At 54.4% G+C, this 17,357-nt stretch carries 19 protein-coding genes; 9 read left to right on the forward strand and 10 right to left on the reverse strand.

Going from position 1 to position 17,357, the window contains the following annotated elements:
• Window positions 1-31: 31 nt before the first annotated feature.
• The 6 genes from lptB to ACMHXH_RS06790 are packed head-to-tail and all read right to left on the reverse strand — an operon-like array spanning window position 32 to window position 4,355.
• Window positions 32-760 carry an LPS export ABC transporter ATP-binding protein gene (gene lptB, locus ACMHXH_RS06765; protein ID WP_025011764.1) on the reverse strand — a complete coding sequence of 243 codons (729 nt, stop codon included), beginning with the start codon at window positions 758-760 and terminating at the stop codon, window positions 32-34.
• Window positions 757-1,290 (reverse strand): lipopolysaccharide transport periplasmic protein LptA, encoded by a 534-nt coding sequence (gene lptA / locus ACMHXH_RS06770; protein ID WP_039033485.1) that lies wholly within the window; start codon window positions 1,288-1,290, stop codon window positions 757-759. Before lptA ends, lptB begins: the two co-directional genes overlap by 4 nt.
• Window positions 1,277-1,837, reverse strand: coding sequence for an LPS export ABC transporter periplasmic protein LptC (gene lptC, locus ACMHXH_RS06775; RefSeq protein WP_039033484.1), 561 nt, complete (start codon window positions 1,835-1,837; stop codon window positions 1,277-1,279). The genes lptA and lptC overlap by 14 nt, the downstream gene beginning before the upstream one ends.
• A complete protein-coding gene (gene kdsC, locus ACMHXH_RS06780) occupies window positions 1,834-2,385 on the reverse strand; it encodes a 3-deoxy-manno-octulosonate-8-phosphatase KdsC (protein WP_039033483.1) in 552 nt (183 codons plus the stop codon). The genes lptC and kdsC overlap by 4 nt, the downstream gene beginning before the upstream one ends.
• A complete protein-coding gene (locus tag ACMHXH_RS06785; RefSeq protein WP_039033482.1) occupies window positions 2,385-3,362 on the reverse strand; it encodes a KpsF/GutQ family sugar-phosphate isomerase in 978 nt (325 codons plus the stop codon). The genes kdsC and ACMHXH_RS06785 overlap by 1 nt, the downstream gene beginning before the upstream one ends.
• A 30-nt stretch (window positions 3,363-3,392) precedes the next feature.
• On the reverse strand, window positions 3,393-4,355 hold the full coding sequence (locus ACMHXH_RS06790; RefSeq protein ID WP_039033573.1) for a calcium/sodium antiporter: 963 nt from the start codon (window positions 4,353-4,355) through the stop codon (window positions 3,393-3,395).
• 284 nt (window positions 4,356-4,639) lie between these two features.
• On the opposite strand from ACMHXH_RS06790, the gene mlaF reads away from it, so the two are divergent.
• From mlaF to murA, 7 genes are read left to right on the forward strand one after another with little or no spacing between them, the layout of a single operon-like run.
• Entirely contained in the window at window positions 4,640-5,467 is an 828-nt protein-coding gene (mlaF, locus tag ACMHXH_RS06795; RefSeq protein WP_039033481.1) for a phospholipid ABC transporter ATP-binding protein MlaF, read from the forward strand.
• Complete coding sequence (gene mlaE / locus ACMHXH_RS06800) at window positions 5,454-6,239, forward strand: lipid asymmetry maintenance ABC transporter permease subunit MlaE (RefSeq protein WP_039033480.1); 786 nt, start codon at window positions 5,454-5,456, stop codon at window positions 6,237-6,239. The genes mlaF and mlaE overlap by 14 nt, the downstream gene beginning before the upstream one ends.
• Before the next feature lie 43 nt (window positions 6,240-6,282).
• A complete protein-coding gene (gene mlaD / locus ACMHXH_RS06805) occupies window positions 6,283-6,756 on the forward strand; it encodes an outer membrane lipid asymmetry maintenance protein MlaD (RefSeq protein ID WP_039033572.1) in 474 nt (157 codons plus the stop codon).
• 10 nt (window positions 6,757-6,766) lie between these two features.
• A complete protein-coding gene (locus tag ACMHXH_RS06810; RefSeq protein WP_039033479.1) occupies window positions 6,767-7,423 on the forward strand; it encodes a phospholipid-binding protein MlaC in 657 nt (218 codons plus the stop codon).
• Window positions 7,420-7,707, forward strand: coding sequence for a lipid asymmetry maintenance protein MlaB (locus tag ACMHXH_RS06815; RefSeq protein ID WP_039033478.1), 288 nt, complete (start codon window positions 7,420-7,422; stop codon window positions 7,705-7,707). The genes ACMHXH_RS06810 and ACMHXH_RS06815 overlap by 4 nt, the downstream gene beginning before the upstream one ends.
• Window positions 7,708-7,714: 7 nt before the next feature.
• On the forward strand, window positions 7,715-7,972 hold the full coding sequence (locus ACMHXH_RS06820; protein WP_039033477.1) for a BolA family protein: 258 nt from the start codon (window positions 7,715-7,717) through the stop codon (window positions 7,970-7,972).
• Between the two features lie 9 nt (window positions 7,973-7,981).
• Window positions 7,982-9,241 carry a UDP-N-acetylglucosamine 1-carboxyvinyltransferase gene (gene murA / locus ACMHXH_RS06825; RefSeq protein ID WP_071476733.1) on the forward strand — a complete coding sequence of 420 codons (1,260 nt, stop codon included), beginning with the start codon at window positions 7,982-7,984 and terminating at the stop codon, window positions 9,239-9,241.
• Between the two features lie 70 nt (window positions 9,242-9,311).
• Here the strand turns inward: murA and ACMHXH_RS06830 are convergent, their stop codons facing one another.
• A complete protein-coding gene (locus ACMHXH_RS06830) occupies window positions 9,312-10,271 on the reverse strand; it encodes a sensor domain-containing diguanylate cyclase (protein ID WP_039033475.1) in 960 nt (319 codons plus the stop codon).
• 15 nt (window positions 10,272-10,286) lie between these two features.
• Complete coding sequence (locus tag ACMHXH_RS06835; protein ID WP_039033474.1) at window positions 10,287-11,282, reverse strand: response regulator; 996 nt, start codon at window positions 11,280-11,282, stop codon at window positions 10,287-10,289.
• A 363-nt stretch (window positions 11,283-11,645) separates the two neighbouring features.
• Between ACMHXH_RS06835 and ACMHXH_RS06840 the strand changes: the two genes are divergently transcribed.
• Both ACMHXH_RS06840 and ACMHXH_RS06845 read left to right on the forward strand, forming a co-directional pair.
• Complete coding sequence (locus ACMHXH_RS06840) at window positions 11,646-12,449, forward strand: crotonase/enoyl-CoA hydratase family protein (RefSeq protein ID WP_335911771.1); 804 nt, start codon at window positions 11,646-11,648, stop codon at window positions 12,447-12,449.
• A gap of 90 nt (window positions 12,450-12,539) precedes the next feature.
• Window positions 12,540-13,043, forward strand: coding sequence for a YqhA family protein (locus ACMHXH_RS06845; RefSeq protein WP_039033473.1), 504 nt, complete (start codon window positions 12,540-12,542; stop codon window positions 13,041-13,043).
• A 76-nt stretch (window positions 13,044-13,119) separates the two neighbouring features.
• Here ACMHXH_RS06845 and ACMHXH_RS06850 read toward each other — a convergent pair whose 3' ends face one another.
• Together ACMHXH_RS06850 and rapA are read right to left on the reverse strand one after the other, a co-directional pair.
• Window positions 13,120-14,100, reverse strand: coding sequence for a DUF3530 family protein (locus ACMHXH_RS06850; RefSeq protein WP_335911772.1), 981 nt, complete (start codon window positions 14,098-14,100; stop codon window positions 13,120-13,122).
• A gap of 225 nt (window positions 14,101-14,325) precedes the next feature.
• Window positions 14,326-17,232: an RNA polymerase-associated protein RapA gene (rapA, locus tag ACMHXH_RS06855; RefSeq protein WP_335911774.1), complete on the reverse strand. Its 2,907-nt coding sequence runs from the start codon at window positions 17,230-17,232 to the stop codon at window positions 14,326-14,328.
• Between the last annotated feature and the right edge of the window lie 125 nt (window positions 17,233-17,357).

The following is a 17,357-nucleotide window of genomic DNA, read 5'->3' on the forward strand; positions in this document are numbered from 1 at the left end:
CCGGAATTGCCGCCGGATGACATGATCCTAACTATAGCCTGAATTGTTCGCCTAAGTACACAGCACGCACTTGCTGGTTGTCCAAGATTTCAGCGGGTGTGCCCTCGGCAATCAACTGCCCATGGCTGACAATGTAGGCTCGCTCACAAACGTCGAGCGTTTCGCGAACATTGTGGTCTGTGATCAGCACCCCCAAACCGCGGGACTTAAGCTGTTCGATGATTTTCTTGATATCGATAACTGAGATGGGATCCACACCGGCGAACGGCTCATCCAGCAGAATGAACTGTGGATTGGCGGCCAATGCCCGGGCGATTTCCACCCGGCGGCGTTCACCGCCGGAGAGGGACATCCCCAGGCTGTCACGTATGTGGGTAATGTGGAATTCTTCCAGCAACTGTTCGAGTTGTTCCTCGCGCTCGTCGCTGTTGAGCTCTTTGCGGGTTTGCAGTACGGCCATGATGTTGTCATGTACCGACAGCTTGCGGAAAATACTGGCTTCCTGTGGCAGATAGCCTATGCCTTTACGGGCACGCAGGTGCATGGGATCCAAGGTCAGCTCGTCGTCGTCAATGAAAATACGGCCCTTGTCACTCTGCACCAGGCCAACCACCATATAGAAGGTAGTCGTCTTGCCCGCCCCGTTGGGGCCCAGCAGCCCCACGATCTGGCCGGTATTGACCGATAGGCTGACATCTTTGACTACGTTGCGCTTCTTGTAACTCTTTGCCAGGTTTTGTGCCGTCAGGGTGCTGGTCATTGCGGCTCCTGCTGCTGTTCTTTCTTATTGAGATCCTGATAGTTTTCCGGCTGGATAACAGTGGTTACCCTATCTTGGCCTTTGCCGCTGCTTTCCGCTTCCAGCTGCTGCTTGTTGATGTCGTAGACTATCTTCTCGGCGGTTACTTCGCTGCCGTCCTGTTCCACTTTGGCTTGACCTATCAAGGTCATGATGCGGCTGTCTATGTTGTAGTGGATCTCTTTGGCCTTGGCACTGGCCTGACGGCCATCTTCCAGCTTCTGGGTATAGGTGGCAGGTGAGCCCTTGGCCACCAGGATCCGCTCGCCACTCTTGTCCTCAGTGTAAGCCGTGAGTTCATCGGCCAGCAGCTTCAAACTGCCCTGGGTGACTGTGACAGGCCCGCCGTATACCACGCGCTTGTTTTTGATATCGGCAAACTGATTGGCGGCGCTGATCTCGACTTTTTGCAGCAGATCTTCTTCAATGGCCACCGCCGACAGGCTTGTGATGCACAAGAGGGCACCGATAAAAAGCTTACTTGGTTTCATAGGTTCCTTTCACCTGACTGGTCAGCTTTACTTGCTGAGCGTTGAGATCGGCATACAGGCCGGATCCCTTGATATTAAAGTCTCTGCCTTCGATCAGGATCTCGCGATCTGAGGTCATGATCATGGTGTCCAGATCCAGCTCCACATAACTGGTTTTCAGGCTCTGGATCGGTTCATTGGGGCTAATGGCGTCGATGATAACATTATTTTCAAGTACCACTCGGTTACTCTTGCGATTGAGCCTGCCCTCGTTGGCAGACAGGCGCCACTGCGCTTCGCCCTTGTCCGGATAGACCAGATAAACCGGTTGGTTGAAGAAGGTCTTCTCATTGGCTTCATAGTGTTCCATGTGTGCCGCCGCGACCCTGCTGGCGACATTGCCCTGCTCGTCAAAGTTGACTGAGCGCAGGTCATCGGCGACAAAGTCCGGCCGCACCACATCCACCGGCGCCTCGCTCTGTTGGGCGTTGCGCTTGTTCTGCACCTGCCAGTAAAGGATTAGTGCAGTGGAGAAAAACAAAATAATGGCCAGAGTGACCCTATTCATATACTCATTCCGTGGGCATTTTCAAATTTGTCCTGACTGAGCAGGATAAGATCCGCCAGCTCCCGCAGCGCACCATGGCCGCCGGTAATCTGGGTGATCATGTGGCAGTGCTGCCTTACCCAAGGATGGCCATCGGCCACGCAAACCGCCAGTCCAACTTGCTTCATCACCGGCAGGTCGACAATGTCGTCACCTATATAGGCCACTTGTTCAGGCTTGAGGTCATAATGTTTAAGCAGCGCCTCATAGGGCTCAAGCTTGTTGTCTATGCCTTGATAAATCTTGTCTACCCCCAGGGCCGTCATGCGGTTTTCGACTATCTGGGACTTGCGGCCGGTGATCACCGCCACCTGAATGCCGCAGGACAGCAGCGAGCGCACTCCATAGCCATCGCGGGTGTGAAAGGCCTTCAGCTCTTCGCCGCTGTTGCTCATATAGATACGGCCATCGGAGAAGACACCGTCGACATCACAAATAAGCAGCTTGATTTTGGCGGCTCTTTGCCAGTTGTCTTCGCTTATGGGTCCGTAAAAACCTTGATGACTCATCAGATAACCCCCGCCTTGACCATATCCAGCATATTGAGTGCTCCAATCGGCTCATTGGCGCCATTGATGACGATAAGGCCGTTAATGTCGTTTTCGTCCATCACCTTGAGCGCCTGCGCCGCGAGGATATTGTCACCACTGGTGATGCAATCCCGGGTCATGACATCGCTTATTTTGGTGGTACGCAGGTTGACTCCGGCGTCGATGACACGTCTCAAATCACCATCGGTGAAAATACCCACCAGCTGCTTCTGCTGATTGACCACTGAGGTCATACCCAGACCCTTCTTGGAGATTTCATACAGGGCGTCTGTGATACAGATATCTTCTGTGACCAACGGCAGTTCTTCGTCTTTATGCATCACATCGCTGACCTTGAGCAGCAGTTTGCGCCCTAAAGCGCCGCCGGGATGCGACAGGGCAAAGTCGTCTTTGGTAAAGCCTTTGGCCTGCAACAGGGCGACCGCCAGGGCGTCTCCCATCACCAGGGTGGCCGTGGTGCTGGAGGTGGGGGCCAAGCCCAGCGGGCAGGCTTCTTCCGGCACCTTGATGCATAGATGCAGCTGCGCCAGCTTAGCCATGGTGGATTCTGGCTTGCCTGTCATGGAGATCATAGGGATCCCCTGGCGCTTGATGACGGGGATCAGGGTTAGAATTTCGCTGGACTCGCCCGAGTTGGAGATAGCCAATACGATATCGTTTTCACTCAACACTCCAAGGTCGCCGTGGCTGGCTTCGCCCGGGTGAACGAAGAATGCCGGGGTGCCCGTGCTGGCGAGGGTGGCAGAAATCTTATTGCCTATATGGCCCGATTTCCCCATCCCCATCACTATCACCTTGCCGCTGCAGTTGAGGATCAGTTCGCAGGCTTGGGCGAACTCGGGGGAATCAACAAACTGGTACAGGTTATCCAGTGCTTGTTTCTCGATATCTATTACTCTGCGGCCCCATTGGCGCAGTTGCTTAGCTTCTGCCATAGTTGTCTCTCGTCTTTTTGCCCTTCATCGCTAGTGGGATTGAAACAGGCTGTATTGATAGCCAATGAAGCTTATCAGTAGTAAGGCACCGTGCCAGCGCTTGAGTTCACGTTGTTTACCTGTGCTCAGCACCAGGAGTGCCAGGGCACAACTGGTGCCCAAAGCCATATAAAAGTCGCGTCCGGCCGCTGCGGCGTCGATTACGCCCGGGGCGATAAGACCGGGTATTGCCAATACCGCCAGAATATTAAACAGGTTGGAGCCGACAATATTGCCTATGGCCAAGTCGTCCTCTTTCTTGAGCACACCGGCTACGCAGGCTGCCAGTTCCGGCAGGCTGGTGCCCACGGCAATGATGGTCAGACCGATAACCAGATCCGATAGCCCAAAAGACTTGGCAATACCCACGGCACCTTCGACCATCCAGTCTGCCGACAGTGGCAAGAGTACCAAGCCTATGATCAACCAGAGTACTGCCTTGGCAGTGGGCACATCTTTGGGGATCTCGGCATCGGCTTCATCGGCGAGTGGATCCTTATTCTTATTGGTCAGTGCATGCCAGATAAGATAGCCCATCAGGCCGAAGAACAGCGCCAGTAAAATAACTCCTTCGCTGCGGCTGAGATACTGATCGTGCAGGAAGTAACCCGCCAGCACTGTGGCGCCCAGCATCATGGGGATCTCCCGCTTCAGGGTCTTGGAGCTGACGGCAATAGCCCCGAGCAGGGCGGTCAACCCCAGGATCAAGCTGACATTGGCGACATTGGAGCCCAGCACATTACCCACGGCCGTATCCGGCATGCCGGCCATGGAGGCGCTGGCGGCAACGAACATCTCAGGGGCCGAACTGCCCATGGCGACTATGGTCAGTCCTATCAACATGGGGGGTAACCCCAGGTTACGGGCAAAAGCCCCGGCGCCATAAACGAATTTATCGGCACTCCAGACCAGGACGGACAAGCCGGCGAGCAGCAAGAAAATATTGAATAACATGCAGTAAATAAAGCTACGGATTCTGGCGTGCATTTTCGCCGTATTTGCTACAAATTGAAAGTATCACGGCGCGATACTATTGATTCAGTTGTGCGCTTATCCTCAATTGCGTACAATTTATCGCTTATCTTTGGCTTGGCCAGACGGGTTACCGGGCGCCATTCAGCGTCAATTCAGTAAGCCTGCGGCAGTATCAAGCCTTATAACGGCGGGCCATATGTGCCGTGGTGCTACAGCCGCGCCGTAACTTGAATTCCACTAGACAAGGTCTCCATTTCATTTTGATGCCGGAATCCAGCAAGCAGCAAAATCCTTCTCCCCTGGTCGAGGTCAATAATCTCGGCTTCAGTCGTGGATCGAGGGTGATTTTTGAGCAGATAAGCCTCACGATTCCCAGAGGTAAAGTCACTGCCATCATGGGACCCAGCGGCATAGGCAAGACTACGCTGCTGAAGCTCATCGGCGGGCAGTTGACTCCGGATCACGGCGAGGTGTTGTTCGATGGTCAGGATCTTCACAAGCTGAGCCGCCACGAGCTGTTTGAAGCTCGTAAGCGAATGAGCATGTTGTTCCAGAGCGGTGCCCTGTTTACCGACATGAATGTGTTCGATAATGTGGCCTTTGCTCTCAGGGAACACTCAGGGCTGCCGGAAGCCATCATTCGTCGCATAGTGTTGATGAAGCTTGAAGCCGTAGGACTTCGCGGCGCGGCGCAGTTGATGCCGAGCGAACTCTCCGGCGGAATGCAGCGCCGGGCTGCCTTGGCCCGTGCCATAGCGCTCGAGCCGGAAATGGTGCTGTATGACGAGCCATTTGCCGGTCAGGACCCCATTTCCATGGGAGTGCTGGTGAAGTTGATTAAAGAGTTGTCCGATGCCTTGAATCTCACCTCTGTGGTGGTTTCCCATGACGTGGGCGAAGTGCTGAGCATTGCCGACTATGTGTATGTGATTGCCGACAAGCGCATCATAGCTCATGGTACTCCGTCCGAGCTCAAGCAGGCCGACAATCCACAGCTGAGGCAGTTTATCGACGGTATGCCGGACGGCCCAGTGCCTTTCCACTATCCGGCGCAGGATTATCAGAAGGAGTTGCTCGGTGAGTTTGACTGATTCGATAGCCAATCTTGGCCGCAATGCACTGGGTCTGATAACAGGGCTCGGCAAGGCCGGGGTGATGCTTTGGGGCGCCCTGGTGCAGCTGCCACGGCCACGCAAAGGCTTGCCATTGCTGATAAAGCAGGTGTACGTCGTCGGTGTGCAGTCCATGGTGATCATTTTGGTTTCCGGACTGTTTATCGGCATGGTACTGGCGCTTCAGGGCTACAACATCTTAGTGGATTTTGGCACTGAAGAGAGCCTGGGCCCCATGGTGGCGCTGAGCTTGCTCCGGGAGCTTGGGCCAGTGGTTACCGCCTTGCTGTTTGCCGGCCGCGCCGGTTCGGCCCTGACCGCTGAACTGGGGTTGATGAAATCCACAGAGCAGCTCTCCAGTTTGGAGATGATGGCGATAGATCCGCTGCGGCAGGTGATTGCGCCGCGCTTCTGGGCCGGGGTGATCAGTATGCCGTTGTTGGCCTTGATGTTTACCACTGTGGGTATCTATGGCGGTTATCTGGTTGGGGTTGAATGGAAAGGCATAGACAATGGCGCCTTCTGGTCGATTCTGCAGGCCGCGGTGGAATGGCGGCAGGACATAGTCAACTGCCTGATTAAAAGTTTTGTTTTTGCCATAGTGGTGACCTGGATAGCCCTTTATCGAGGTTATCAGGTGGTGCCTAATCCGGAAGGGATTAGCCGCGCGACCACTCAGACTGTGGTGCAGTCCAGCCTGGCGGTATTGGCGCTGGACTTCTTATTGACGGCGCTGATGTTTGCCCGCTGATTTTGGCGCCGGCGCATAATGGATGATTAACTCTGGTGACTCTATGTTGACACGAAAAATTGAATTTATGGTGGGACTCTTCCTGTTGGCGGGACTGGTGGCTTTTTTGCTGCTGGTATACAAGGTGGCCAATGTGGAGGTGCAGTCCGCTAGCAATACTTACACTCTAACGGCCAAGTTCAGTAACATCGGCGGCCTTAAAGTACGCTCGCCGGTCAAAGTGGGCGGTGTGGTTGTCGGTCGGGTCAGTCAGATCACCCTGGATCCCCAGCAGATGGTGCCTGTGGTGACCCTGACCATGGACAAGCGTTACGACCAGTTTCCTGAAACCAGCAGCCTGGCTATCTTGACCTCGGGCTTGCTGGGTGAGCAGTTCCTCGGCTTGACTCCAGGGTTTATGGATGACGATATCGCGATTTTGCAAGATGGCGATCGCATCGATGATACCCGTTCGGCGCTGGTGTTGGAGGAGCTGATCGGGCAGTTTTTATATAGCATGGGTTCAAAGGACAACTAGGAGCACTGAGATGTTTAAAGGGATAATCCGTAATCTGTTGGCCGTCGCCTGTCTGGCGTCTGCAACAGTGGCACAGGCGACCGATATCGATACCAGCAACCCTTATGTCATGGTGGAACAGGTTGCCGACAAGACATTTAACCGTTTTCATCAGGATAAGAGCATCATCGACAGCAATCCGGATCACCTCAAGGTGATCGTTAAAGAGGAGCTGATGCCTTATGTGGATTACAAGTACGCCGCTTACAAGGTGATGGGCCAATACTTGCAGCAGACCACCAGAGAGCAGCGTGATGCCTTTGTCGATGCTTTTGAGGGCTATCTGGTTTCCACCTATGCCCAGGCTTTTACCGAGTACACCAATCAGAAAGTGGAATTTGGCCGTGCCATCGACTTCAGCCAGGAAAAGATAGTCGAGGTGAATGTACAGATCATTGAAGCGGGCCGCCCGCCAATCAAATTGTTGTTCAAGGCGCGTCGTTTGAAGGACGACAGCTGGAAGGCCTTTGACCTGGTTGCCGAAGGTGTCAGTCTGCTGGCCTCCAAGCAGTCGGAAGTTACTACACTCATTCGCCAGAAGGGCATAGATGCCGTGATTGAGATGCTAAAAGAGCGCACTCAGGCTCACGTGGATCCCGATGGCCCCAAAGGCAAGGATGCGCTATGAAGCTTGAGCCACAGGGCGATAGCTGCAAATTGAGTGGGCGTTTGACTCAAGAAGAAGTCACCCGTTTGTGGAAGACACGCAAGACACTGCTGCCGGCCGATGTGCGCCGGTTGGATCTCAGCGAGCTGACATACTCAGACAGTGCCGGCATGGCGTTTCTAATGGAGCTTGTCAGTCTCAGAAAGGGGGAGCTGACCCTGGCTTCTCCCTCGCCACAGGTGCGTAAGTTGATCGCCCTGTATGATTTGGATGCCTTCTTTAGCACAGAGGGCCAAACTAGGTAAGTTTCCTATGAATACCACAGAGATAGAACAAATATTAAAGGACTCACTCTCGTTGACGGAAGTTTATGTCAGCGCCGAAGGCAGCCATTTCAAGATAGTGGCCGTGGGTGAATGTTTCGATGGCATGAGCCGTATCAAGCAGCAGCAGGCAATCTATGCCCCCCTGATGGACAAGATCACCAGTGGTGAAATGCATGCGCTCAGTATCAAGACTTTTACGCCTACCCAGTGGCAGCGTGAAAAAATCTTCAACATGCCAGCCTAGAGTATCAATGTGGATAAACTGAAAATTCAGGCAAGCGGTGCGCTTGCCGGCAACGTGGTGATCTCCGGCGCCAAGAACGCCGCTCTGCCTATCCTGATGGCCGGGGTGTTGACCGAATCGGAATTCCTGGTCTCCAACGTGCCTAATCTGAGGGACGTCAATACCAGCTGTAAGTTGTTGCGTTGCCTCGGTGCCGACGTCAGCGAGCAAGGCAAAGGGCAGATACGTATCGATGCCAGCGGCATCAATGAGTTTTGCGCCCCTTATGATCTGGTGAAGACCATGCGCGCCTCGATTCTGATCCTGGGGCCCTTGCTGGCACGTTTTGGTAAGGCGGATGTGTCTCTGCCGGGGGGCTGCGCCATAGGTGCCAGGCCGGTGAACCTGCACCTGCACGGCCTGGAGCTGATGGGCGCCAAGATAGAAGTCGATGAAGGCTATATCAAGGCACGGGTTGATGGCCGCCTCAAAGGCGCGCATATCTTTATGGATATGGTCAGTGTCGGCGCCACAGAGAACCTGCTGATGGCTGCGGCCTTGGCTGATGGTGAAACCGTGATTGAAAACGCTGCCCGCGAACCCGAGGTGGTGGACCTGGCCAAGTGCCTTATCGCCATGGGAGCCAAGATTGAGGGCGCCGGAACCGCTACCATACGGATTCAAGGGGTGGAAAAGCTCAATGGTTGCCGTTATCGGGTGATGCCGGACAGAATTGAGACAGGCTCGTTCCTGGTGGCTGCAGCGGTGACCCGTGGCCGGATCCGTTGTCTGGATGCCGATCCCGGCTCGCTGGAGGCTGTGTTGGCCAAGCTGGAAGATGCCGGCGCCGAAATCCTTACCGGCAGCGACTGGATAGCCCTGGACATGAAGGGCAAGCGTCCCAAGTCAGTCAATATCAAGACTCTGCCTTACCCCGGTTTCCCGACCGATATGCAGGCGCAGTTCTGTGTGCTTAATGCACTGGCAGAAGGCACTGCCACTATCACGGAAACCATCTTTGAGAACCGTTTTATGCATGTGCCCGAGTTGAACCGTATGGGCGCCAACATGGAACTGGAAGGCAATACCTGTATCATTCACGGTATTGAGCAGCTCAATGGTGCTCAGGTGATGGCGACCGATCTGCGGGCGTCAGCCAGTTTGGTGATTGCCGGACTGATGGCCGAAGGCACCACAGTAGTGGACCGTATCTATCATCTGGATAGAGGCTATGAGCATATCGAAGATAAGTTCAAGGGCCTTGGTGGCTCGGTAGAGCGCATCTCCTAACCCGGTTGCACAGCCAGCCAATAAAAAACCACTCTTAGAGTGGTTTTTTATTGGCCGTATTCCCCGCAAATCAATCGCTGAAAATACTGACGCAGTTGCGGCCGGAAACCTTGGCCTGATATAGGGCCTGATCGGCATTGGCCAGCCATTGATCGCTGTTTTCCACCTCGTCACTCAGATCGCAGATCCCCAAACTGATAGTAAAAGGCACCGGCTGACCATTGAAGCTGAAGCGGCTACTTTCTATCTGAATGCGTAGCCGCTCGGCAAAGGAGCGAGCATCTTCGGCGCTGGTGTGGGATAAGACTACGGCAAATTCTTCGCCGCCATAGCGCCCGGCGCAGTCGGTTTCCCTGAGGTTTTGGCTGAGAATATGGGATAGATGCTGAATAACTCTGTCTCCGGCGATATGCCCCAGGCTGTCGTTAATCCGTTTAAAGTGATCTATATCGAACATCACCAGGCTGGCTGGCTCGCCATAGCGGGTGTGACGATCAAACTCCCGCTGCATGCAAAATTGCCAGTGTCTACGATTGTGCAGTTGGGTCAGGCCATCGGTTTGACTCAGGTGTTCCAGGCGCTCGTTGGCGCTTTTGAGTTGCAGCTTATTGATGGCGATATCCGTCACATCATAGATGATGATGCTGATATGGGAGATCTGCCCGGTGAGAGAGGCCAGTGGCAGCAGGGTGACATTCTGGAACATGAATTCGGCGCGGCCTGTGATGGGTCGGTAGTTCTTGAATTTGAATACATAGGGCCTCTGCTCCCAGCTGATGAAGGCGCGGTTTTTCAGCAGAAACACAGATTCCATCTTCTGCTTGAGCCAACTGGCCGGCAGATCCGGAAAACGTTCAAACAGGTTGGTGCCCTTAATATCGTTGGGAGAGACGCCACTGTGGTTTTCCATAAAGCCATTCCACAGCTGAATATTGTAATTTCGGTCCAGTACCACCAGGCCAACCTCTATGGTTTGCACCATGTCGATTAGCCAGTGCAGTTCATTTATTGCATTCAAATCCTTTGCCATGGCAAACCTGTTTTGTCAGTTCATCAGATAGCCGAGCTTGAAATTCAGCGTCGGCAAGGAGTCTTCGGTAAAGAGCAGCAGTAGATCACACTGCACATTGTGATCTTCGATGCGATAATTGATCTCCATCGCCAGCGTGCGCTGCCAGCGATCTGAGTTATCGTGGATCAGATCGTTCACTGTACAATGCCGTCCGAGCACCACAGGGTGCGCCTGGCTGAATTGCATATCCAGCTGCTCCGAGATGCCGCTGAGGAAGGCGCCGATCAGCACATTGGCGGTATCTATCATCACCTCGATTTCCGTGTTGGTGTCTTCGGGATCCGACAGGCCCATTAACTTGGCCATATCCTTGAAGCTGGAGTCGTGAAACAGCAATAGCGCTTCACCGGCAATGCCGGCACCGATAAAACCCTGACACAGCGCCGATATCTTGGGGCTTTGCTCTGTGGCCTTGAGTGCCATGGTCAACTCACTGACCTCCAGCACATTGACGTTGGGAATGGGCAAGAGCACAAATACATCCAGCAACTTGGCCAGCAGATCGGCGGCGCGTCCCATGGCAATGTTGGCAACTTCCTGGCAGGCATCGCGCATATCCACTTGGATCATTGGCTCTTCGTTGCCGTCGCCGCCTTCGGCCAACTGCAAAATGCCATATTCCTGTAGTATGTTGCGAATGGCATCAGCACTGACGGGCTTTTGAATAAAATCCAGCGCGCCCAAGGCTTTGACTCTTTGATGGGCTTTAATTTGGATATCACCAGAGACGACTATCACCATGGCCGGCAGATCTTGTTGTTGAATGGCTTGCAACACTTCATAGCCGTCCATGACCGGCATGTTGAGGTCCAAAAAGACAATCTCACCCTTGCCGGCGCGGATAGCCTCAAGTCCTTCGGCGCCATTGGCGGCAAAGTTGATGTCGACTTCCCATTCTTTGGGAAGGGTACGGGCCATCTGCTTTCGCGCCAGTGCAGAGTCGTCGCATATGAGTACCGGAATCGCCATAGAGATTTCCTGTTCTACCGCATTACTTGAAGATAACACCTACAGCGGCATTTTTTGTGATTATCCTCTGACTATGCCGCTGTATCAGAGAGGACAGGGCCGATAGCAATATACCGGCGGATACGGACTTTATGTCCATTTCTCATATTTGGCAGGATAAAATCTTATTTAGTGCAATGGCTTGTCTGTTGAGGGTCGATATTGTGAACACTTGTCGCCACTAAGTCAAAACCAATGTCAGTTTATTGACGCAAGCCAAAATTTAAACTGTGCTGTGATATTGAAATAGAGCGATTTTTGATCTGGCCTGACCTGTTTGATGGTGATACCGTTAACATAACTTCAACTTTCAAGGACCTGCAGATGCAGTGGCAGACTCTTAGCCTGGAATGGCAGCAACAGCTGGCTATCGTTAGCTTGAACCGGCCGGATAGGCTCAATGCTATTAATTACACTATGTTCAGCGAGCTCAAGGCGATGGCGCGTCACTTGCGCCGTCAACGGCATTTGCGGGCGGTGATCCTCAGAGGTGAGGGTGGCCAATTCAGCTCCGGCTTGGATATCAAGAGTGTGGCTAACTCTCCCTGGCAAGCGCTGAAGCTGTTGTTCAAGTGGTTACCGGGCAATGCCAATCTGGCGCAACAGGTGTCTGTCGCCTGGCGTGAGCTGCCGGTTCCTGTGATTGCCGTCTTGGATGGTCGCTGTTATGGCGGTGGCTTGCAAATTGCGCTCGGCGCCGATTTTCGGATTGCCGCCAATGACGCCGAATTGTCTATTATGGAAGCCAAATGGGGCTTGGTGCCCGACATGGGCGGCTTGGTGAGTTTGCGGGAAATTCTGACCAAAGATCAGGCATTGAAACTCAGTATGACGGCGGAATTAATCCCCGCTTGCAAGGCGTTGGAACTTGGGTTGGTGACCGAGTGCAGCAGTGATCCTCTGGCCCGGGCACAACAACTGGCAGCTGAGCTCAATGAGCGCTCTCCCGATGCACTGGCGGCGATCAAACTGAGTATCAACCGCAGCTGGAATGGTTCCCGTCGGCGCCTGCTGGCGCGAGAGTCCTGGAGTCAGGTGCGTCTGCTTTTGGGGCGTAACAGAGCCATTGCTGCCGTGCGGCAGGGCAAGGATCCCGAGCGGGCCTTTGAACCGCGGCGAAACTGGTGAGATACCCTTCACGGCTAAATAAATATTAACTTGACCTATATGATAGAAGCGCCTGAAAATCCGTCACTTTATTTTTAGATGGAAATTGGGATGCGGATTTTTTTTGAACGCTTGCTGTGGGGCAGTCGCTTGTCTGTCATGGTTGGAGTCTTCTCCTGTGTGTTGGCGGCCTTGGTCACCTTTGTCATGGGAGTCAAGGACGTGCTACATATGTTTGCCCTGTTGTGGGAGTACCTGCTCAGTGGTAGCTATGATGTGCGCAACGATCTTGTGATGGTACTGGTGGAGATACTGGATACCTTCCTGCTCGGGGCTGTGCTGCTGATCTTTGCTTTCGGCCTCTATGAACTCTTTATCCGCAACCTGGAACCGGCCAGTAACTCGGATACCGGTGGGAAGATACTGATCATCTCCAGCATAGATGCACTCAAGAGCAAGTTGGGCAAAGTGATATTGATGATGCTGATCATCAAGGTGTTTTCCTTCTTTGCCGATATCAAGCCCAGCTCGGCACTGGATTTGCTGTTCATGGGAGGCACTGTGGTACTCATCTCCCTGGCGTTGATGTTCTCCAATGGCGGCAAGAAAGAGTAATCGCACTGCCGACATTTGTTCTACGGAAAGCTTGGTCTGCCGGCCGGTTTTGGCAGCAACTTCTGCAATTAGGCGGTCACTGATGGGCTTCAGTGGCTGTTTTTTCGTTTGGCGGCGCTTGTTTCAGCACCTTTCTGGCCATGCCATCTATCATCATCAAGGTGTTTTCAAAGGCAACATCCTGGCGCAGATCCAGCGCCAGTAACCGCTGCCGGTATTGATTGTCCGGCTGGCTCATTGCCAGCGATTTACGACTTTTTACCGTCGCCTGCGAGGCCTGGTGACCGTCGGGGGATTGGATATCGAGTACCGCCAGATCCAGTTCGGCCAGCTGCTTTGGCAGGGCTAAATTGGCATAGGGATCATCGAGGTAGGGATTGATTACCACCAGCAAGTCCGGTTTGGCCAACTCCTGCGCCGCCAATAACTCAATTACCAAGGCGGCGCACTGATCCTGGGCTATCAGTAAGCGCTTGCCTGGAAAGGGGGCTCCCAAGGTGTCCAATTGCGCCAGACTCTGTTGGATAAAGCTCTGTTGCTGTTTCCTGAGTTTCTGCCATTCCTCCGCCTCTCGGCGGCTCGTTGCCTGGTTGCGTTTTCCCGGCATTTTGCCATCGCCGGCCTTGCTTATTTCCTGCGCTTCTGTGGTGAAGTTGGGCTGCTCCGGAAAGGGTGGTGGTGTGATGCTGATACTGGCCCAGCCTGCGGGATTGATGCTGCGGCGCAAGAAGGCGTTGAGTCCGGGAGCATCGGCGTGGGTGCCGGGTGGCGGCAGTAACAGCGCTGCGCCCAATTGTTTCGGGCCACTCCAGGGTCGCACCAGAACGGCTTGTTCCTCGCCATCCACTTGTATCTGTTGCAGTTCTGAGGCGGCGACATGCTCCAACGCCCGGCGATTGTCTCTGGGCTTCATGGAGGCTGTTTCAGGCGTTTGAGTCGCTGGCTCTGGTTGAGCCTGCGCCTGGTTGACCATGTCTTTGTTGACTGGCTCGTCGGCTGCCAGTGCCACCAAAGGCAAAAAGCACAGTATAGCCATAGTTCTGGGTATCAGCGCCAAGGGAACTCCTTAAACTTGTTTTGGTTGGAATAGCATGATCTGCAGCCTTTATTGGCTCAATGCCAAAATTATAAGCTGCAAATTTGTGCTCTAGTAGCCGTAGTTAAAAAAGTTTGCGCGCCGAACCAAAGCTTAAAGGCGTGGTGCATCAGGGTTGCTGAACTTAAGCATAAAAAGCAAGACCCGCCGGCAGCGGGTCTTGGGGGATGATACTTGAGTGGATTATCAGGCGTGGCTGACCAGCACCAGGCGCACGGCATCGAGCTGCAGCTGGCATTGATCCAAATAGCCGCGCAGTTCGGTTATCTGATTTTGCAGATACTCAAGCTCAGCATCGCGGATATTGGGGTTCACCGCCTTGAGGGCTTCCAGACGTTGCAGCTCGGCGCCCAATTGACGCTCCATCTGCTGCTGGGCTTCGGCCTGCAGGTTGGACATGGCCTCCATAGCGTGGGTTTCGCCCTTGGCCAGCAAAGGATGCAGTATCGCCTGCGAGGCATTGACCAGCTTGCTGGCGATATGGCGGTTAACCGCACTGAGCTGGCGATCAAAATGCTCGTAACTCACCTTGTTAGACAGATTGTTGCCGTCTTTATCCAACAGAATGCGCAGCGGTGTCGGCGGCAGATAGCGATACAGCTGGCTGGACTTGGGTGCCGAGGCCTGTGCCAGGTAGATAAGTTCCAGGAACACAGTTCCTGCCGGCAACGCCTTGTTCTTGAGGATGGCAACACTTGTGGTGCCAGTCTCTGAACCTGTGATCAGATCCAGACCGGTTTGCACCAGCGGATGCTCCTGGGTTATCAGGGCTATATCGTCGCGGGACAGGGCGGTTTCCCGGTCGAAAGTCACGGTAATACCATCTTCCGGCAGACCGGGGTAAGTGGGAAACATCATGTGCTCACTCGGGCGCAGTACTATGGTGTTTTCGCCTCTGTCGTCCTGATCCAGACCTATGATGTCCCACAGACGGATCACTGAGCCGATAAGCTGGGTGTCGTTATCCATCTGCGCCAGTCTCTCGGCTAGGGCCAATGACCTGTCGCCGCCGTGGGAGTTGAGTTCCAGCAGCTTGTCGCGGCCCTGCTCCATCGCCTGCTTGAGCTCTTTATAACGGCTGCGGGTGTCGCGCAGCAGCTTGTTCATCTCTTCTTCGTTTTCTTCCACCAGCAGTGGCAGCAACTGGGCGCCAAACTCCTTAAACAGAATATGGCCACCGGGGCAGGTGAGTTCGAAGGCATTGAGGCCCTCGTGGTACCAGGCCAACAGACGCTCCTGCGCTGTGTCGGTGAGGAAGGGCAGGTGGATCTCTACATCATGGTTCTGACCTATGCGATCCAGGCGACCTATGCGCTGCTCCAGCAGATCCGGGTTCAGCGGCAGATCGAACAACACCAACTGGCTGGCGAACTGGAAGTTACGCCCTTCGGAACCGATTTCCGAGCAGATCAGCGCCTGGGCACCACCTTCTTCCTGGGCGAAGAAGGCACCGGCCTTGTCACGCTCTATGATGGACATGCCCTCATGGAACACAGTGGCGAGGATCCCTTCACGGGTACGCAGCGCTTCTTCCAGACTCAGCGCGGTGGCGGCCTGGCTGGCGATAATCAGCACTTTCTTGCTGCGGTTTTGCTTGAGGAAATCTATGAGCCAGTCGACCCTGGGGTCGAACTTCCACCAGGCAGCGGAGTTTTCATCAAACTCCTGATACATTTTTTCCGGCGCCAGCGCGTAGGCGGCCTTCATTTCCAAGGTGCGGTGACCATTCATCATGGCACTGACTCGGGCCGCAGTGAGGTACTGCTCCGGCATGGCCTGTGGATAGGCGTTGAAAATGCGTTTCGGGAAACCTTTGACCGAGGCGCGGCTATTACGGTACAGCACTCGACCCGTACCGTGTCTGTCGAGCAGCTCCTGCAGCAGTTCGTCACGGGCGGCTTGCTGCTGCTCGGCATCGACGCCGTCAGCCTGGATCAGGCGAATAGCGGGGGCGATATCCTTTTCCGACAAGAGCTCGGTCAGGCTGTTGATGGCATTGTCGGGCAGCTTGTTGCCACTGGCCAGCGCCTCGGCGGCGAGGGCCACCTCTTTGTAGCCTTGTTCCTCTTTGATAAAGGCTTGATAGTCGTAGAAACGGTCCGGATCCAGCAGTCGCAGTCGGGCAAAGTGGCTCTCATGGCCCAGTTGATCCGGGGTCGCGGTCAGCAGCAGTACGCCGGGCACCACTTCTGCCAGAGCTTCTACCACCTGATAGGCGCGGCTCGGAGCTTCTTCGGTCCACTCCAGGTGATGGGCCTCGTCGACCACCATAAGATCCCAGTCGGCATCCAGCGCCTGATCGAGACGGCGCTTCTTGCGCAGCAATTCCAGCGAGCAGATCACCAACTGTTCTGTGTAGAAGGGGTTGTCGTGGTCGGCAAAAGCCTCGATGCAGCGGTCTTCATCGAATACGGCAAACCGCAGGTTAAAGCGGCGCAGCATCTCCACCAGCCATTGGTGGCGCAGGGTATCGGGAACTATCACAAGTACCCGCTCGGCGCGGCCTGTCATCAATTGCTGGTGAATGATGAGACCAGCTTCTATGGTCTTGCCCAGGCCCACTTCATCGGCCAGCAGTACCCGTGGCGCGTAGCGGCGCCCGACTTCATGGGCAATCCACAGCTGATGCGGAATAAGGCCAACTCTGGGACCCTGCAGCCCCAGCAGATCTGAGGTGGCCAGATTGTGGCGCAGTTGCTGGGCGGCGTAGCGCACCCCGAATCTGTCCAGTCTGTCTATCTGGCCGGCAAAGAGTCTGTCCTGCGGCTTGTTGAAACGAATATTGTGATCCAGCAGAGTTTCCCGGAGCTGCACTTCTTCACCGGTTTCACTGTGAATGCCGCTGTAGATCACCAACCCGTCTTTTTCATCCAAAGAGTTGATGGTCAGTGTCCAGTCTTCATGGCTCTTGACCTGATCACCTGGGTTATAAATCACCCGGGTTAACGGGGCGTCGTTGCGGGAGAACATGCGGTTCTCTCCGGTGGCGGGGAACAGCAGTGAGACCATGCGGCCTTCCAGTTGTACTACTGTACCCAAACCAAGCTCTGATTCGGTATCACTGATCCAGCGTTGACCTAAGGCGAAGGGCATCTTTAACTCTCATCTCCGGGCGGATTCACAAAGGGCGCGTATGTTATACCAATCCGAGTATAATACCAATCCTGCCCCGCGGGCCTTTTCGTCCGCTTGTCATCCAATCGTCATCTTTAGCATCC

Origin of the sequence: Shewanella sp. BJSY2023SW001 (assembly GCF_047314685.1) — a bacterium.
Classification (GTDB): domain Bacteria; phylum Pseudomonadota; class Gammaproteobacteria; order Enterobacterales; family Shewanellaceae; genus Shewanella; species Shewanella indica.

What these genes read in the sequence shown, in the direction of transcription:
- lptB (WP_025011764.1), bottom strand. Translation starts at nt 760, where the DNA reads ATGACCAGCACCCTGACGGCACAAAACCTGGCAAAGAGTTACAAGAAG.
- lptA (WP_039033485.1), bottom strand. Translation starts at nt 1,290, where the DNA reads ATGAAACCAAGTAAGCTTTTTATCGGTGCCCTCTTGTGCATCACAAGC.
- lptC (WP_039033484.1), bottom strand. Translation starts at nt 1,837, where the DNA reads ATGAATAGGGTCACTCTGGCCATTATTTTGTTTTTCTCCACTGCACTA.
- kdsC (WP_039033483.1), bottom strand. Translation starts at nt 2,385, where the DNA reads ATGAGTCATCAAGGTTTTTACGGACCCATAAGCGAAGACAACTGGCAA.
- ACMHXH_RS06785 (WP_039033482.1), bottom strand. Translation starts at nt 3,362, where the DNA reads ATGGCAGAAGCTAAGCAACTGCGCCAATGGGGCCGCAGAGTAATAGAT.
- ACMHXH_RS06790 (WP_039033573.1), bottom strand. Translation starts at nt 4,355, where the DNA reads ATGTTATTCAATATTTTCTTGCTGCTCGCCGGCTTGTCCGTCCTGGTC.
- mlaF (WP_039033481.1), top strand. Translation starts at nt 4,640, where the DNA reads ATGCCGGAATCCAGCAAGCAGCAAAATCCTTCTCCCCTGGTCGAGGTC.
- mlaD (WP_039033572.1), top strand. Translation starts at nt 6,283, where the DNA reads ATGTTGACACGAAAAATTGAATTTATGGTGGGACTCTTCCTGTTGGCG.
- ACMHXH_RS06810 (WP_039033479.1), top strand. Translation starts at nt 6,767, where the DNA reads ATGTTTAAAGGGATAATCCGTAATCTGTTGGCCGTCGCCTGTCTGGCG.
- ACMHXH_RS06815 (WP_039033478.1), top strand. Translation starts at nt 7,420, where the DNA reads ATGAAGCTTGAGCCACAGGGCGATAGCTGCAAATTGAGTGGGCGTTTG.
- ACMHXH_RS06820 (WP_039033477.1), top strand. Translation starts at nt 7,715, where the DNA reads ATGAATACCACAGAGATAGAACAAATATTAAAGGACTCACTCTCGTTG.
- ACMHXH_RS06830 (WP_039033475.1), bottom strand. Translation starts at nt 10,271, where the DNA reads ATGGCAAAGGATTTGAATGCAATAAATGAACTGCACTGGCTAATCGAC.
- ACMHXH_RS06835 (WP_039033474.1), bottom strand. Translation starts at nt 11,282, where the DNA reads ATGGCGATTCCGGTACTCATATGCGACGACTCTGCACTGGCGCGAAAG.
- ACMHXH_RS06840 (WP_335911771.1), top strand. Translation starts at nt 11,646, where the DNA reads ATGCAGTGGCAGACTCTTAGCCTGGAATGGCAGCAACAGCTGGCTATC.
- ACMHXH_RS06845 (WP_039033473.1), top strand. Translation starts at nt 12,540, where the DNA reads ATGCGGATTTTTTTTGAACGCTTGCTGTGGGGCAGTCGCTTGTCTGTC.
- rapA (WP_335911774.1), bottom strand. Translation starts at nt 17,232, where the DNA reads ATGCCCTTCGCCTTAGGTCAACGCTGGATCAGTGATACCGAATCAGAG.